Origin of the sequence: Enterococcus sp. DIV1090, assembly GCF_050537975.1 — a bacterium.
Taxonomy (GTDB): Bacteria; Bacillota; Bacilli; order Lactobacillales; family Enterococcaceae; genus Enterococcus; species Enterococcus faecalis.
In genome coordinates this window covers 558,021-572,945 of the sequence record NZ_CP172917.1, presented here as the reverse complement: position 1 = coordinate 572,945, position 14,925 = coordinate 558,021, and the positions used below count along the sequence as shown (strand labels likewise).

Genomic DNA, 14,925 nt, shown 5'->3' with positions numbered 1-14,925 from the left:
TATTTTTTTAATCTATGATTACTTGATTCGTAAATTTCAAGTACTCAATGTTAATTCCTTCTGTTTCAAAAATTACTACTTCATTTTGTCCTTGCTGTAAAAATTCTTTGGGACAATACAGCGAATGAATGGGTCCTATTTCCCAATAACGACCTAGATGATGACCATTGACCACAATGAATCCTTTGCCGTAGCCTCGACAGTCAATATACGTGTCTGCTAGCTGTTCTAATTCAAATGTTACTTGATAAAATGAAGGCTGCAATGGATTTTTTCCAGCTGTGTAATCAATCTTGGCTAATTGCTCTTGTGAAAAAGTTAAGGGATAGTGTTGATAGCCTTGATGAAAATGAATGTCTTGCATCACTCCACCTCGAATTCCTTTACTTTGTGTCGGATTATTTAATTTAAAGCCATAATTAACGCGACCTAAATTTTCCACTAAGATATCTAACGCAAGTGTGTCTTTTTCAGTTTGCCCTGAAATCAGTAGCTCTTCTCCCACTGTCTCTTGATATTGGGTAGCAGCTAAATCTCCATCTACATAAATGTGTAAACGATCACTGGCCTCGACCACTTTTAGTTTATTTTCATGATGATAATTTTTTAAATCAAACGAATAAAGCAAGTAGCCATAGCCTGAGCCAGCTTCTTCCATACTTAATGGATACGCGGTGGTCTTCGGTGTCATCATTTGATCTTTTACTGCGAATAAGGATACGCTAGCAGTTACTGGAAAGCTTCCTAAATTCCCCAGTTTTTTCGTGCGTGGTTGTGCTTGCCAAACTTCTGGACATACTTCTTTAATTGCTTTTTGAACGGCATAATATTTTTCTGTTGGTTCTCCTGCTTCTGTTAATAAAGCATCATAATCATAGCTAGTGACTTGAGGTAAATCTTTTGCACCTCGCGCCGAACACCCGTTATAAAAGCCGAAATTTGTTCCTCCATGAAACATATAGAGATTTAAAGAACCCACTGCCAGCATATCTTTTACTTCTTTCGCCAAGTCGGTACCTTCTCGCTGAATCACTGGTTCGCCCCAACGATTGAACCACCCATCCCAGTATTCCATGCACATCAATGGGCATTTTTTACCATGACGAGTCATAAATTTTTTCAAAACAGCAGCATTTTCTTTCGAATGACTGCCAAAATTTCCTGTCACAAAAACATCCTCTTCAATTAACGTCCCCGCATCCAGAACCTCTTCCCAAGCGCCATCAGATGTAAAAAGAGGAACCTCAATCCCCAGTTCTTCCATTATCTGCTTGGTTTGTCGCAAGTACGCTTTCTCCATGCCATAGGACCCATATTCATTTTCAACCTGCATCATGATCACTGGTCCACCTTGTGTTATCTGCAGCGGTGCTAGTTTAGGCAATAATACTTGAAAATAGTTACGAACTTTAGTCATAAAAATAGGATCTGTCGAACGTAATCGCACACCTTTTTCTTTCAAAAGCCATGCTGGTAAGCCACCAAACTCCCATTCTGCACAAATATAAGCCGAAGGACGCAGAATAACTAGTAAATTCAGTTTTTCTGCCAAGCGGACAAATGCTTCAATGTTTTTCATTCCTTCAAAATCGTATACGCCTTCTTCTGGTTCATGAATATTCCAAGGAATGTAGGTTTCTACTGTATTAGCTCCTAAAGCTTTCAGATTATAGAGGCTATCTTCCCATTGTCTAGGTGTCATTCGAAAGTAATGAATCGCCCCGCTAATAATTTTTATTGGTTGTCCATTTAATAAAAAGTCTTCTTTAATCTCAAACGTTTGCATCATTTTTCCCCTTTACCAGTATCTTTGCCATGATGGTTTTGCTAAACGCATTAAGGCTTCCATGTAAAAATAATCGCCCCATAAGTTGGGTTCATCAATCCCTTTTCCTTCTGCATGTGCGTAAACACCATGGAGTAGCAGTCCTTCATTTTCGGAATCATTTTTCGTACGATAATATTCTCCTAATTGATAAATCATTCCTTTGGCAAGCTCTTTTGCTTGAGGAAAAGCCTGTAGTTTGTCTGCTTCCAATAAACCACATGCCGCAATTGCCAGTGCCGAGCTATCTTTGTCAGATGGCATTTGGTCATTAAAATCAAAATCCCAATAGGGAATTAAATCTGCTGGCAAATGAGCTAGAAAAACCTCCACTATTTGTGGATACATTTCTGGAAATGGTTGGGAATGGAGAAATGTTTCGTTTAGGGGAATCCCTAAAATTGCCCAACTTTGGCCTCGTGCCCAAATGGAAGTATCACTATGTCCTTGATGCGTAGCTCCATGTTTTGATTTGCCTGTTTCTGGATCAAAATAATAGGTATGATAAGTTGTCGCATCGGATTTAATCACCGTTTTCATTAACGTATGATAGTGACGTGAGGCAATTTCCTCATAAACCCTATTTCCAGATAATTTAGTTGCTTCAAATAAAAGCGGTAAATTCATTAATGAGTCGATAATTAATCGATATTCTTTGGGATCACCATAATGGCCCCACGCTTGGATGAAGGAGCCATTTTCTTGGAATCGTGCTGACAATACTTCAGCGGCAGCTAGCACTTCTTGTTTACAGCGCTCATCACCGGTAATTTTATACCCAGCACCCGCCGATAGACTATATAAAAAACCAATGTCATGGTGGTCCAAAACAAAATGCTCCTCTAATCGTTGTTTAAAGCTGTCAATATTTTCCATTGCCAGTAAACGAAATTTTTCTTGGTGAGACCACTCATATGCCAGCCAAAGCATGCCTGTCCAAAAGCCATTGGTCCAATCATCGTTAGCTTTGAGACGATATCGACCATTCGTAGCACAAGCTGAAGGAAACTGTGTTCCGAAACGCTGCATATTTTTAGCAATTTTTGAAACGCATTCATTTAATTGCGTTTGAATCCATTCATCTGTGACATTTTCTCCTAGAGAGATCAGTCTTTGTTTATTTTCTTGACTACACATCTCCACCACTCCTTAACTTGTTAACATATTAACTTATTGTATTATAACGTAAAAGAAAATAAAAAGCGACCTTTCTTGATTATTTCTCTTAAAAACAAGAGCGTGGGACAAAAATCACTTTGGATTTTTGCTCCACGCTCAAAAACTGATAAACGGCGGGAACAGAACCAACTCCTTCGGAAATAAGCCGAAATTCTCCAAAAATCAAAGATCAATTTTCGGAAATTTCTTCTTATTTCTCGGAGCTAAACGGTTCTGTCCCGACCTCTTGTTATTTATTCCGACCGAATACTTCAATTTGGGTCAACGCTGGAAATGGAGAAGAGTCCAGCGCTTTTCGTAAGCATTTTAATGTCAAAGTTTGTGTTGTTTTCATTGGGAACTTTATTTCTTGAAAACAAGCGGTATTCGTTGTGGCAACTACTCGTTCCTCTCCATCTGAAAAGGCTAAAGTGACTTCCTCCCAATAGCTATCATGTGGGTAATCCGCCCGAAATAGCAAGCGGATCCAGTCCGTTTCTACAGGTCTGCCAAAGTCAATCGTTAACTGTGCCTCCTTTTGTTGGTTAATTCCCCAAGAAGCAAATGGATACGAGCCATGAGAAAGGTTACCAAACTTAGAATCAATAGCATTTTTCGCAAAGAAAACAGCATCGTCTCTCGTTTCAACGTTTGCATACGCATGAGGATAGGCTCCTGAATATTCTTTTTGGTCATGTGTATTCATAGAAAGATTTTGATAATTGTCTTTTTCAAACGTGTGCGCTTGTCGAACCATTATTTGGTGCCTTGCTGAATGAAAGGCCGTATCAACAAAAGCTTTTCGAGCAGATTCTTCTAATGGAATTTGATATTCCCAAACTTTTTCTTTTAGATAAATCAATGAAGGAGCCAAAGTTTCATCTAATTGAACCATCAAATAAGGGGTAGCCCCTGTATAAGTCACTACAATTTTATCTCCAATTTGATAAAGGTACTGTTTAATTGCTAATACCGCTAACGTGTCTCCCTCCGCCATGAATGGCGCTTCTGGCTTCTCGTGATCGATTCGGCCAGTAATAATCTGATTGTCTTTATTTTTCAATTCGATTTTTATCATTTTTTATTCCTCCCTTGTCACACCACCTACCAAACAAATCAGGCGATGCGTTCCTATTGGTAGCTCTTTTTGCAAATAAGGTAAACTTGTTCTTGGGAAAAACAACGATGTATTGGGTTCAGGTTGAAGAATACCTGCGTGGTCATACCCTTCAATTGTAACTATTTGCGAACACAATTCTCCTGAATCGACTCTAGCCCACTCTTTACCAAGTTCTTTTTCTGAAAATTTTCCAAGTAACGGTAGACTGAATCCTCCTTCGCGCACTTTTAATGGAACCGATGTCACTATTTCATGTACTCTAACATGCCATTCTCCAAAAGGATAAATGGTTGTTTCAATTTCTACTTCTTGAAATGGTAGCCATTTATAATAAACTTGCTCCTCTGTTAAATAAAAATCATGAACTTTCCCTTTAACACGAAAATATTCACCATCACGAGAAACAGCCAATACGTTGTCAAAAGCCCCCTCCTCATAACGCGCACCAGCTTTGGGAACGCTAAAACCAAAGCGGCTAGAATAGACAAATTTACTATATTTAGCCGCGGCATGCGCTTGATTTTCAAGCCATAGTCCTGCAGGATAGCCGAGGACATGCGTTTTCATTTTAGGATGGATTAATAACATGTTTCCCTTTTCTATCAAACGCTTTTCTTCTCGTTTTATCGCCAGCGGTTCAGCACGCCAAAACGGATGGTCTTGATCCACTGCGAGCAACAAAAATGTTTTAAAAGCCCAATACGGAGAGCCTGGTGCGTTATAGCCTTCTGCCATTACTAAATTTTCGTAATGATAGCCAATGGACAACCGACCATCATAAGTGAAAATAGTCTGTTGCATCCAACAGTGTAAATGTTTTGCTAACAGCGTTTTTATTTGTCCCCAAGGTAACGCCTCTACTTCTGCAAATATCAAAGCTGCGAAAAACGCTCCTTGAGCAAACCGATACGTTTGACTACGTCCGTAAGGTAACGCTTCGCCTTCCTCATCAAAATAGTACAGATAGTCCTGCGCGAACATAACGGCTCGTTCTGTAAAACGTTTCGCACGAACAGGATCTCTTTCTCGCATAAATTTGACATAAATCAAACTATAATAATGAAAAGCAAACGAAATATAATAATCTCTTTGCGTAGTTTTACCATCCATATACCAACCATCACCTAAATACATGCGTTCAATCAACGCCAATTCTTCCTCTAGTTCCGCTTGGTTAATCACTTGTCCACATCCCTCGAGTGCCAAACGAATGAGCACTTTGAAAAACGTCCAATTATTTTTAGGAATTTTACAACCAAGTGCCTTATTTAACCAAACCATGATATTTTCTTGCTGTTTCTCAGAAAAACAGGACCAAAAATATGTCTTATGAAGCAATAAAGTTAAAGATAATGCTGCTGCTTCCACAATATATTGATCATAATCAACAATATCGCCCCAATAGTCTGGGGATGACGGATCAGTTCCTGCGATTAATTTTTCCACATAAGCATCTCTTAAAACATCATCTTTACAAGTAACCCAATACGGTCCAATTCCCCATAATGGTCGAATGAGCGCTTCCATTTCAGCATGTTGCTGATCATAGACAGCACCACTGGACCCGAAATTCACGCCAGGTTTTTCTGATGTTAAAATAGCCGTTTTTAAAGGTGTCATGATTGTTTCAAAAGCTTCCAAATATGCTTCTCTGGTCAAAAAAAGATTACTTTTTAACGATTCCATGCTTTTCGCCTCCATTAGTTTAATTCAAAGAATAACAAGGGCACATATTTTTTTCAACTATCGTTTAATGAATAAAACGGCATATTATGAGAGCAGCATTTCACCTTCCCCAAACTTAACATATTAATTTTTTCTTTATTTTTGTTGAGCCTTGAGCTATTCACTTTATCCAACAAAACTTCCATTATCAAAAATGAATAATAAATGAAAAATAAGCAGTCTAACGCAGGAAATTCTCATAATAAATATTTTTTAAAAAAAGAGTCTATGACAAAAATCCAAAGAGATTTTTGTCATAGACTTAAAATATGAGAGAAAAGACATCAAAAGTAATGGTTTGATCAACCTTCACAAGTTTTATGATGCTTTAAGATATCATTTTAATACAATTTTACGCCTTGCGATTTACAATAAAAGAGTAAATAGCGATACAGATAATCGCTCCTAGCAACGCTGAGATAATTGGAAAACCGCCGATGACTGGTCCTAAAGAAGGCAACAAGAGTGATGCTACCCAACTTCCTAAAAAGCCCACGATAATATTTCCAATAATGCCACCTGGCACGTCTTTTCCTAAAATTGCGCCAGCAATTGCGCCAATAATTCCTCCGACAATTAATGCCCATAGAAAGCTAAACATTTGAAAAACCTACCTTTCATAGTTGATTTTTTTAGTTAATTTTCCTACTTTAAGGATAAAACAGAAAGCAGACTTTTTCAAAAGATAGGACTTTTCAGAAGTCAATTTATTCTTCTACATAAGCTAAACGATAGGATACTGTGCGACCAAAAGAAAATACTTGCAAACCTTGTAAGCGATCTGATTTCAAGTAACCAATGGCTCCTTGGAATAAGGGTAAAACACCGGCATCTTTTTCAATTAATGTTTTTTCTAAACTTAGTAATTCATTCCAGCGTTTTTCAGGTTCATTAGCGTAATCTTTTCTAACTTTTTGGAGACCCGCATCATACGCTGAATCGTTATAACCAGAAGTATTTAAGCCACTTTTTGAGTCATAAAATTCTAAAAAGTTAATGGGGTCAGCATAATCAGGCGTCCATGTTCCAAAGGCTAAATCGTAATTACCTGCTGTTTGTAAATCCAAACGATTTTGCAAAGGCAATGATTTTAATTTGATTGTTAAACCTGGTAAATTTTGTTGCAATTGCCCTTGAACAAATTCAATGGTTTTCTTGGCAATCGCTGAGTCCGCTGAGATTAGTTCCAATTCAATTTTATCTTTGCCCAACTCTTCTTTCGCTTTGTTCCAGTTAGCTTGGGCTTCTTTAATATTATATGGCAATAAATCACCATTTTCTTTACGGAAATCTTCACCTGTGTCTGGATTTTTTGCAAAATTAGCTGGTACAAAACCATTTAAAGCTGTCGAGCCATCTCCTAAAATTTCTTTTGCAAAAGTTTCTTTGTCAATCGCTTGTAAAAAAGCTTTTCGAACATGCTCGTTGCCGGTAATTTCACGGCGATGATTTGGGCTTAAATAACCCACCATGGCTTTAGGCACAAAATGCGCTTGTTTTGACTCTTTATACTGAAGTGCATAAGTATCTGCTAAAACAGTGTAATCTAAGTCGCCATTATCAAAAAGATTGGCTCCTGTGCCAATTTCTTTCACTACTTGAACATCAATTTCATTCAATTTTACGTGTTCTTTATCCCAATAATGATCATTCTTCTTCAATTTCCAAGTTTCGGAATTGCCATCCCAACCTGAAATTACAAACGGTCCATTGCCAACAAAATTATCTGCAGAAGTCCCATAGGCAGTACCTTTTTCTTTGGCAAAGGCTTCATTTTTAGGCATAAAAGGTGTTCCAACTAAGACTTGGGCTAAATAAGGAATTGGATTTTCTAATGTTAGTTCTAGTGTCTGGTCATCGATTGCTTTGACACCAAATTCTTCCATCGTGGCTTGTCCTTCCCGCACCGCACGCCCATTTTTAAAAATATCCATTTGATTACTGCTACTTGAACCATATGCTGGATCGACCACGTTTCTAAACGCAACTACAAAATCCCCTGCTTTAACTGGATCCCCGTTTGTCCATTTTGCTTCTCGTAACTTGAATGTATAGACTAACCCGTCTTCACTAACTTGTGGCTCTGCTTTCGCCATAGCTAGCTCAGGATCTCCGTTTTTATCTTGTCGATACAAGCCTTCAACTACTTGACCAATCATATCGGAACTATAGACATCTGTATAATGAGCGCTGTCTAATGTCGAGAGTTCACCACCAGATGCGACGTTAATTTTCTGTGTAGCTGGTTCGTTTGAGGTCGTTTTCGAACCGCCACTTCCACATGCTGCTAAAACCAAGCCCAGTGCAACAAGTCCGATTAACCACTTTTTCTGTTTCATACCAAAACTCCTCCTTCTGTTCAAACAACTTACCTACATTTTACATGATTTTCCATACATTTGTCCTTTTTCAGCACTTACTTTTTGAAAGAAAAATATTTTTTTAATAATAAGAGTTGACAGATATTTTTTCTGGTGGTAAAGTATTGAAAAACAGAGAACAGAAGAGTAACTGTTTCCTTTAGTGAAGAGAGTCTTTGGTTGGTGGAAAAAGACGTAAAGAAACAGCGAACCACATCTGGGAGTTGACTTTTTGAACCCTTAGTAGGAAAGTCCGGGACCACTCGTTAACAGGCGAAGTTATGAACTTCATAAGGTTCGTGTTGCGAAACACGAATAAACTAAGGTGGAACCACGATAATTGATTATTCGTCCTTTGGCTATTCAGCCAAAGGACTTTTTTGTTTTTTTAGATGCGCTTTTCAACCTGAGAGAGTGCCTCAACTGCTCAAGTCTGTTGTCCTCTTTTCTATATGCTTAATGGGATAAGCTAGAAAAGCAACAGGTTTTCTGTTCCGTTCGAACAATTTCATACTTACAATCAAGGCTTAGGACATAGTAATTTAGCTCTTCCTTTACAGAGACTTTTTCATTGGCTGAAAGAAAAAGATGGATTCTTCTTTACTCACACCTAAAAGATGTTTTTCTGAATCCTTTAGTAAGAAAAACCGGTGACTCTATCGTTAACAGAGAGTAGTTGTCAACGCAACTACATAAGGCTTATCTTGTGAAAGATAAGTAAATTGAGGTGGCACCACGAATGCGATTCGTCCTCTTGGCTCACAGCCAAGAGGCTTTTTTGTTTTTTTAATAAAAATTGTTGGAGGAAAAAATGATGGATTATATTTTAGAAATTTTACCTGCTTTAGTTAGCGGAGCTGGCATGACACTGAAAGTCTTTTTCTTTACGCTCCTTGGCTCGATTCCACTGGGGATCATCATTGCCTTTATTTTACAAAGTTCGTTTAAACCTTTACGTTACTTAATTAACCTCTACATTTGGTTAATGCGCGGCACTCCGCTATTGTTACAATTAATTTTTGTTTTTTACGGCTTACCATTAATTGGTATTGTCTTTGAACGTTACGATGCGGCCTTATTCGCATTTATTTTAAATTATGCTGCGTACTTTGCTGAAATTTTCCGCGGGGGGATTCAAGCAATTCCCCAAGGTCAATATGAAGCTGCTAAGGTTTTACGTTTAACACGTTTTCAAACAGTCACGCGGATTATTTTGCCACAAGTTGTTAAAATCGTGCTGCCTTCCGTAGGAAATGAAATTATCAATTTGGTCAAGGATACTTCTCTTATTTATGTTCTTGGCTTAGGCGATCTTTTACGTGCTGGTAAAATTGCGATGAGCCGCGATGTTACATTAGTGCCATTAGCTTTAGTGGGAGTGATTTATTTACTCTTTACGGCAATTTTGACTGTTGCTTCTAAGAAAATTGAAAAATTCTATCAATATTATAAATAGGAGGACTCTACCATGTTAACTATTAAAAATTTAACCAAACATTTTGACAACCGGACCATTATTGATCACTTAAATTTAGAAATTCCAGAGGGTAAAATTTTAACGATTGTTGGTCCTTCAGGCGGCGGAAAAACCACTTTACTTCGTTGTTTGGCTGGTTTAGAAACCATTGATTCTGGTGAGCTTTTGTTGGATGGTGTTCCTTTCAATCCTGCTGAAATGGACAATGCCGATCAAGTGGTTGGGGTCGTTTTCCAGGATTTCCAACTTTTCCCTCACTTATCAGTTTTAGAAAACATTACCTTAGCACCTACATTAGTACTAAAAGAAGAAAAAGCAAAAAGTCAGCAAGAAGCTTTAGAATTACTGGAAAAATTGGGCTTGGCTGGTAAAGAAAAACTCTATCCGTACCAACTTTCCGGTGGACAAAAACAACGAGTTGCACTTGCTCGTGCCTTAGCAATGAAGCCAAAAGTTCTTGGGTACGATGAACCAACGAGCGCGCTAGATCCAGCTTTACGCCAACAAGTGGAAGAAGTTATTTTAGATTTACGGAAACAAGGCATGACACAGATTGTCGTGACCCACGATATGGCTTTCGCTGAAAAAATTGCAGACAATCTTTTGACGGTTGCCCCCGTCCAATAGAAAGGAGTTTATGATGAAAAAGAAATATTCTTTAGCCTTGCTGGTTATCTGTTGTAGTTTACTCCTATTTGCAGGTTGTGGTAGAAGAAAAAGCAACGAAGATCAATGGACACGGATTAACGAAGAAAAACGGATTATTATTGGCTTAGATGACTCCTTTGTGCCCATGGGTTTTCAAGATAAATCAGGCAAAATTGTCGGCTTTGATGTCGACTTAGCCAAAGCGGTTTTTAAACTTTATGGCATTTCCGTTGACTTCCAACCGATTGATTGGTCTATGAAAGAAACAGAATTACAAAATCAAACCATTGATCTTATTTGGAACGGCTACACTAAAACGAGCGAGCGGGCCGAAAAAGTTCAATTCACACAACCTTACATGACGAACGACCAAGTACTTGTTTCTTTAAAAGAAAAAAACATTGCAACAGCGAGCGACATGCAAGGCAAAATTTTAGGGGTTCAAAATGGCTCTTCTGGCTATGATGGCTTCGAAAGTCAGCCTGACGTTTTGAAAAAATTTGTTAAAGACCAAACACCTATTTTATATGACGGCTTTAATGAAGCTTTCTTAGATTTAAAATCTGGCCGAATTGATGGGCTCCTAATTGATCGCGTCTACGCCAACTACTATCTTTCCCACGAAGATAATTTAAAAAACTATACTATTTCTCATGTCGGCTATGACAATGAAGATTTTGCTGTGGGCGTCCGCAAATCAGACAATCAATTAGTCAAAAAAATCAATACTGCCTTTGAAACGTTACGAAAAGATGGCACCCTTAGTAAAATTTCTCAAAAATGGTTTGGAGAGGATGTTACAAATAACACAAAAATAAACTAAATAACGAATAAAAAGGTGTACTGCTGACTTAGTACACCTTTTTATTTGAATCAAATTCTTAGCAAATTCTAACTTATGAAGAACTTTTATTTTTGCTACACTAGTAAAAGTCGAGAGAATTTGTCCTTTTTCTGCCTAGAACAATCATTACTCTCAATAAATGAAAGGAGAAAAAAATGCCTACTAATAAAAAAGAAGGAATGCTTTTTACTACGTTAATGTGCTTTCTGATGGTTTTCGGAATGAGCACCTATAATTTATTATTGCACGGAGAATTTTCATTGTACGCCTTATCAAAAGGTTTGCTTCCTGGATTTATCGTTGCTTTTATTTTAGACGTTTTCATCGTTGGTGTCTTAGCTAAGAAAATCGCTTTTTCTTTACCCTTTAATAAAGAAAAACGGCTATTACTTATTCTGACCATTTCGAGTCTCATGATTATCGGCATGGTGACTTGTATGTCTTTATTTGGCTTATTAATGGAAGGCCAGACGTTGTCACTAAGTGCGTATTTCCAAGCTTGGGGCCTGAACTTTATTGTTGCCCTTCCTTATCAATTGCTGATTGTCGGTCCCTTTTCACGTATGATCTTAACCAATTACCAACAACGACAAACTTAGAAAATAGATTTCTTATCTAAGTTTTAACAGTTGCCTAAAAAAAAGTTAACCTTTTTGATTTATCTTAGTGATAGTTCATTAAAGGAGGAACTGAAGTTGAAAAAATATCGTATTAGCTTATTTCTTGGCTTGATTAGTCTTTTATTATTTATGATCTCTATTTTAGTTGGATCAACATTATCTAGCGATGGACTTTTAAAAGAACCCGCCTTTTTCTGTACGCCGCTCGGTTACTTTTTTCTCTTCATTGCCTTGCTTTCAGTTATAACAATCACATGTAAAGAACATATGAATCAAAAAGGTAAAACAAAACAACCTTAAAAAGAGCCGGACGTTTTGACACGTCCGGCTCTTTTTTTAATAAAAACATGTAAACTTAATTTGCAACAATATTTACTAATTTATCTGGAACAGCAATCACTTTGCGCACTGTTTTTCCTTCAATAAATTCTTTAACAGCTTCATGGTTCATTGCAATTTGTTCTAATTCTTCTTTGCTTAACCCACGAGCGACATTTTGTTTGCCACGTAATTTTCCGTTCACTTGGAAAACTACTTCCACTTCATCTTCTACTAAGGCTGCTTCATCATAGGTTGGCCAAGGGACATAAGTTAAACTTTCCTCGTTACCTAAAATTTGCCATAGTTCTTCACCAATATGTGGCGCGATTGGCGCAAGTAATTGGACAAATCCTTCCACATATTCATAAGGTAAGGCATCCACTTTATTCGCTTCATTCACAAAAACCATTAATTGAGAAATCGCTGTATTAAAGTGCAAGTTTGCCATATCTTCTGTCACTTTTTTAACCGTTTGGTGATAAACTTTCGTTAAACGGCCATCATTAATTGTGGTAATTCGGTCACGCATTTTGCCTTCTTCATCAACAATCAGACGCCAAACGCGATCTAAGAATTTACGACTTCCTTCTAAGCCATTTTCATTCCAAGCAATGGAAGCATCTAATGGGCCCATGAACATTTCATAAAGACGTAACGTATCCGCACCATATTTAGCCACCACATCATCGGGATTTACAACATTGCCACGTGATTTAGACATTTTTTCGTTGTTTTCTCCTAAAATCATACCTTGGTTGTATAATTTTTGGAAAGGTTCTTTGGTAGGAACCACACCAATATCATATAAGAATTTATGCCAAAAACGAGCATAAAGTAAATGCAACACCGCATGTTCGGCACCACCAATATAGATATCAACTGGTAACCAACGTTTTAATTTTTCAAAATCAGCAATTTCATTTTTATTATGAGGATCAATGAATCGTAAGTAATACCAAGAGCTTCCAGCCCATTGTGGCATAGTATTCGTTTCACGTTTTCCCTTCATGCCAGTTTCAGGGTCGACGACATTGACCCATTCATCAATGTTTGCTAATGGCGATTCCCCAGTTCCACTTGGGCGAATATCCGAGGTTACTGGTAAACGTAGAGGTAACTCAGATTCAGGAACCGTTGTGGTTGTTCCATCTTCCCAATGGATCACAGGAATTGGTTCACCCCAGTAGCGTTGACGAGAGAATAACCAGTCACGTAAACGATAAGATACTTCTTTTTTCCCTACGTGATTTTCTTCTAGCCACTCATTCATTTTAGCGATGGCTTCTGCTTTGTTTAATCCATTTAAGAAATCAGAATTGATATGCGGTCCATCACCTGTATAGGCTTCTGTTGTAATGTCGCCACCTGCGATTACTGGTAGGATATCAATGCCAAATGTTTTCGCAAATTCGTAATCCCGTTCATCATGCGCTGGGACCGCCATGATTGCGCCTGTGCCATAGCTTGCTAAAACATAATCGCCAATCCAAATTGGAATTTCTTGGCCATTGACCGGGTTTATAGCATACGCACCTGTGAAAACACCTGTTTTTTCTTTTGCTAAATCCGTTCTATTTAGATCAGATTTTTTTGAGGTTTCTTCAATATATGCTTCTACAGCTGCTGTTTGTTCAGATGTCGTAATTTTTTTCACTAGTTCTAGTTCAGGAGCTAGAACAGTATAGGTTGCACCGAACAAGGTATCAGGACGGGTTGTAAACACCGTGAAACTTTCTTCTGTACCAGCGACTTTAAAGGTCACATTGGCTCCTTCAGAACGTCCAATCCAATTTCGTTGCATATCTTTAATACTTTCTGGCCAATCAACAAGCTCTAAATCTTCTAATAAGCGATCTGCATAAGCAGTAATTTTCAGCATCCATTGACGCATTGGTCGGCGAACCACATCATAACCGCCACGTTCACTTTTTCCATCAATGACTTCTTCATTTGAAATAACAGTTCCTAGTTCAGGTACCCAGTTAACTGCAACTTCTGCTTCATAAGCTAACCCTTTTTCATATAATTTTGTAAATATCCATTGTGTCCATTTGTAATATTCAGGATCAGTGGTATTAATTTCGCGATTCCAATCATAGCTGAATCCTAGTGAATTAATTTGGCGACGGAATGTTTCGATATTTTTCTTAGTAAATTCAGCTGGGTCATTTCCTGTATCTAACGCATATTGCTCTGCTGGCAAACCAAACGCATCCCAGCCCATTGGATGCAACACATTATAGCCTTGCGCACGTTTCATACGTGAAAGAATATCGGTTGCTGTATAGCCTTCCGGGTGACCTACGTGTAAGCCTTGTCCAGATGGATAGGGAAACATATCTAGTGCATAAAATTTTTCTTTATTTGGGTCGTCCAATGTATTGAAACAATTGTTCTTAGCCCAATATTTTTGCCATTTCTTCTCAATCTCTTTGTGATTGTAGCTCATGTTATTCCTCCTAGTAATATAAAATTTTTCATTCTTACAATTTGCCACCTGCAGCCATTGTCACTATTCTGACTTAAACTAGCCACTTAGTGATAAAAAAAAGTCCTATAGGAAAAATTCCTATAGGACGTGAACATACAAATGCAACGTGGTACCACCTAAATTCGTCAAAGAAACGGTCAGTCACCGTCACCTTAACCTCAAACGTCTTAACGATCGTCACCGACTTTTTCTACTTGGTTTGTTCAAAAAAGTAACTTAAAGGCGAGTTCAAAAGCTTCTGTACGTATTTCCACCAGCCATACGCTCTCTATCACATGGTTCTTTCTACTATTCCTTCTCATTGTTTTTTTCTATTATAAGACTCATGTTACCAAA

Annotated in this window: 12 protein-coding genes and 3 other annotated features; of the genes, 5 read left to right on the top strand and 7 right to left on the bottom strand. The window is 37.9% G+C overall.

Features of this window, described 5'->3' with window-relative positions:
- Nucleotides 1-7: 7 nt before the first annotated feature.
- The 6 genes from IGL48_RS02790 to IGL48_RS02765 form a co-directional block, all read right to left on the bottom strand.
- Nucleotides 8-1,786 carry a glycoside hydrolase family 35 protein gene (locus IGL48_RS02790; protein WP_048949520.1) on the bottom strand — a complete coding sequence of 593 codons (1,779 nt, stop codon included), beginning with the start codon at nt 1,784-1,786 and terminating at the stop codon, nt 8-10.
- 12 nt (nt 1,787-1,798) lie between these two features.
- Nucleotides 1,799-2,962 carry a glycoside hydrolase family 88 protein gene (locus tag IGL48_RS02785; protein WP_048949521.1) on the bottom strand — a complete coding sequence of 388 codons (1,164 nt, stop codon included), beginning with the start codon at nt 2,960-2,962 and terminating at the stop codon, nt 1,799-1,801.
- 271 nt (nt 2,963-3,233) lie between these two features.
- A complete protein-coding gene (locus IGL48_RS02780; protein ID WP_048949530.1) occupies nt 3,234-4,061 on the bottom strand; it encodes a hypothetical protein in 828 nt (275 codons plus the stop codon).
- A gap of 3 nt (nt 4,062-4,064) precedes the next feature.
- Nucleotides 4,065-5,804 (bottom strand): DUF2264 domain-containing protein, encoded by a 1,740-nt coding sequence (locus tag IGL48_RS02775; RefSeq protein ID WP_048949529.1) that lies wholly within the window; start codon nt 5,802-5,804, stop codon nt 4,065-4,067.
- Between the two features lie 376 nt (nt 5,805-6,180).
- Nucleotides 6,181-6,429 (bottom strand): GlsB/YeaQ/YmgE family stress response membrane protein, encoded by a 249-nt coding sequence (locus IGL48_RS02770; protein WP_002355684.1) that lies wholly within the window; start codon nt 6,427-6,429, stop codon nt 6,181-6,183.
- Between the two features lie 106 nt (nt 6,430-6,535).
- Nucleotides 6,536-8,167, bottom strand: coding sequence for a peptide ABC transporter substrate-binding protein (locus IGL48_RS02765; protein WP_010709260.1), 1,632 nt, complete (start codon nt 8,165-8,167; stop codon nt 6,536-6,538).
- A 147-nt stretch (nt 8,168-8,314) separates the two neighbouring features.
- Nucleotides 8,315-8,547, top strand: a binding site (T-box leader).
- 155 nt (nt 8,548-8,702) lie between these two features.
- Nucleotides 8,703-8,945, top strand: a binding site (T-box leader).
- Nucleotides 8,946-8,999: 54 nt separating this feature from the next.
- On the opposite strand from IGL48_RS02765, the gene IGL48_RS02760 reads away from it, so the two are divergent.
- The 5 genes from IGL48_RS02760 (at nt 9,000) to IGL48_RS02740 (ending at nt 12,077) form a co-directional block, all read left to right on the top strand.
- Nucleotides 9,000-9,644, top strand: coding sequence for an amino acid ABC transporter permease (locus IGL48_RS02760; RefSeq protein ID WP_002383057.1), 645 nt, complete (start codon nt 9,000-9,002; stop codon nt 9,642-9,644).
- A 12-nt stretch (nt 9,645-9,656) separates the two neighbouring features.
- Complete coding sequence (locus IGL48_RS02755) at nt 9,657-10,292, top strand: amino acid ABC transporter ATP-binding protein (RefSeq protein ID WP_002355681.1); 636 nt, start codon at nt 9,657-9,659, stop codon at nt 10,290-10,292.
- A gap of 10 nt (nt 10,293-10,302) precedes the next feature.
- Nucleotides 10,303-11,136 (top strand): amino acid ABC transporter substrate-binding protein, encoded by an 834-nt coding sequence (locus IGL48_RS02750; protein ID WP_430601656.1) that lies wholly within the window; start codon nt 10,303-10,305, stop codon nt 11,134-11,136.
- 176 nt (nt 11,137-11,312) lie between these two features.
- On the top strand, nt 11,313-11,756 hold the full coding sequence (locus tag IGL48_RS02745; RefSeq protein WP_002355676.1) for a hypothetical protein: 444 nt from the start codon (nt 11,313-11,315) through the stop codon (nt 11,754-11,756).
- 96 nt (nt 11,757-11,852) lie between these two features.
- A complete protein-coding gene (locus IGL48_RS02740; protein ID WP_002383054.1) occupies nt 11,853-12,077 on the top strand; it encodes a DUF3955 domain-containing protein in 225 nt (74 codons plus the stop codon).
- A gap of 55 nt (nt 12,078-12,132) precedes the next feature.
- On the opposite strand, the gene leuS is transcribed toward IGL48_RS02740, so the two are convergent.
- Nucleotides 12,133-14,547 carry a leucine--tRNA ligase gene (gene leuS / locus IGL48_RS02735; RefSeq protein WP_010824437.1) on the bottom strand — a complete coding sequence of 805 codons (2,415 nt, stop codon included), beginning with the start codon at nt 14,545-14,547 and terminating at the stop codon, nt 12,133-12,135.
- A gap of 120 nt (nt 14,548-14,667) precedes the next feature.
- Nucleotides 14,668-14,900 (bottom strand) — a binding site (T-box leader).
- Nucleotides 14,901-14,925: the final 25 nt, after the last annotated feature.